Origin of the sequence: Nocardiopsis lucentensis DSM 44048 (assembly GCF_000341125.1) — a bacterium.
Classification (GTDB): Bacteria; Actinomycetota; Actinomycetes; order Streptosporangiales; family Streptosporangiaceae; genus Nocardiopsis; species Nocardiopsis lucentensis.
Genome location: NZ_ANBC01000538.1, coordinates 1 through 2061, shown reverse-complemented (window position 1 = coordinate 2061; position 2061 = coordinate 1). Strand labels below are relative to the sequence as shown.

The following is a 2061-nucleotide window of genomic DNA, read 5'->3' as shown; positions in this document are numbered from 1 at the left end:
CGGTGGCGGGCGACGAAGTGGGGGGTGCTGCGCCGTCAGGCGTCGGTTGAGGGTGCCCCAGCCCTTCCGCGAAGCGGCGCCCTGGGCGGTGGCGGGCGACGGGTGGGAGGATTACCCTGGAACCGCACACAGATATCGTGCGTAGCCGTGGCCACTCCACGATCAGGGGCCACGGCGGCAGGGAGAACACAGCCGCCGCGCGGCGGAATGCGGTATCGACCCCGGACGTTGACACCCGTTGAGGAGGATCGGACCCGTCGAGGCGGGTCCGTCCCGTACGCCACCCGGGGTGGCCAGGCAGCCGCGACCCCTTTCCAGAGGAGCTTTACAACATGACGGTTCAGAGCGAGGTCACCGAGGGGATCATCCTCACCGACGAGGCGTCCGCCAAGGTTCGGGCGCTCCTGGAGCAGGAGGGCCGCGACGACCTGCGTCTCCGCGTCGCCGTCCAGCCCGGCGGCTGCTCGGGGCTGCGCTACCAGCTCTACTTCGACGAGCGTGACCTCGACGGGGACGTGGTCACCGACTTCGGCGGGGTCGAGGTCGTCACCGACCGGATGAGCTCCCCCTACCTCGTGGGTGCCACGATCGACTTCGTCGACACCATCGAGAAGCAGGGGTTCACCATCGACAACCCCAACGCGACCGGTTCCTGCGCCTGCGGTGACTCCTTCAACTAGGCGCCACGCCACACGGCGATCCCCCTGACCCCGGGCCGACCGGGGCACGGTGCCCGAGGGGAGGGCGGCCACGACCGCCCTCCCCTCCGCCATGCCCGGTTCCGGCCGGTCTCCTCCCGAGAACGGTGAGTCGCTGTATACCCTGGGGCGGTCCGAACGGGCGCGACCGCGCCCATCGAGTCGACACCGACTGACGCCTCCCAGCAAGGAGCCCTCGTCCCGTGCGTATCGCGGTTGCCGGATCCATCGCCACCGACCACCTGATGACTTTCCAGGGCCGGTTCTCGGAGCAGATCATCCCTGACCAGATCCAGCAGTTGTCCCTCTCCTTCCTCATCGACGAGCTGGACGTACGGCGCGGCGGGGTCGCCGCCAACATCTGTTTCGGTATGGGTGGCTTCGGCCTCACCCCCGTGCTCGTGGGCGCGGCGGGCACCGACTTCGAGGAGTACCGCTCCTGGCTGGACCGCCACGGCGTCGACACCTCCGCGGTCCATATCTCCGAACTGCGGCACACCGCTCGCTTCATCTGCACCACCGACCTCGACCAGAACCAGATCGCCTCCTTCTACGCGGGCGCCATGGCCGAGGCCCGCAACATCGAACTCCAGCCCATCGCGGACCGTGTCGGCGGCCTCGACCTCGTCCTCATCGGTGCCGACGACCCGGCCGCCATGGTCCGCCACAGCGAGGAGTGCCGGTCGCGCTCCATCCCGTTCGCCGCCGACCCCTCGCAGCAGCTCGCCCGTATGGACGGCGAGCAGGTCCGCTCCCTGATCGAGGGGGCGGCCTTCCTGTTCAGCAACGAGTACGAGAAGGCGCTCGCCGAACAGAAGACCGGATGGTCGGACGAGGAGATCCTCGAACTGGTCGGCACCCGCGTCACGACCCTGGGAGCCAAGGGCGCGCGGATCGACCGCGAGGGCGAGCCGAGCGTGCACGTCCCGTCCGCCGCCGTCGGCGAACTCGTCGACCCCACGGGCATGGGCGACGCCTTCCGGGCCGGCTTCCTCGCCGCCCACTCGTGGGGCCTGCCCCTGGAGCGCGCCGCGCAGGTCGGCAACGCCACGGCCGCGCACTGCCTGGAGGCGGACGGACCCCAGGAGTACTCCCTGACCGGCGCCTCCCTGACCGAGCGCCTGGAGCGCTCCTACGGTTCCGAGGTCGCCGCCGAGGTCGCTCCGTTCGTGTGATCCGCCGTGCCGCCCCGGCCTGGACGCGCCGTCCTGGTCGGGGCGGTGTCCGCGAACCCGTAGAGTAGTAAGTCGCGACCCGCACGACCCGGTCCTGGACCGGGCCGCTGCCCGACGGTCGGCCTCCGCCGACCAGCACGGGGAGCCCCGTGCCACCCGGTGCGCTGAAACGCGTGCCGGGCTTTTCC

2 protein-coding genes are annotated in these 2061 nt (G+C 70.6%); both read left to right on the top strand.

Annotated features, from left to right (window positions below; all coding sequences use genetic code 11):
- Positions 1-332: 332 nt before the first annotated feature.
- Complete coding sequence (locus tag D471_RS0118795) at positions 333-680, top strand: HesB/IscA family protein (RefSeq protein WP_017600041.1); 348 nt, start codon at positions 333-335, stop codon at positions 678-680.
- A gap of 221 nt (positions 681-901) precedes the next feature.
- Entirely contained in the window at positions 902-1873 is a 972-nt protein-coding gene (locus tag D471_RS0118790) for a carbohydrate kinase family protein (RefSeq protein WP_017600040.1), read from the top strand.
- Positions 1874-2061 lie beyond the last annotated feature (188 nt).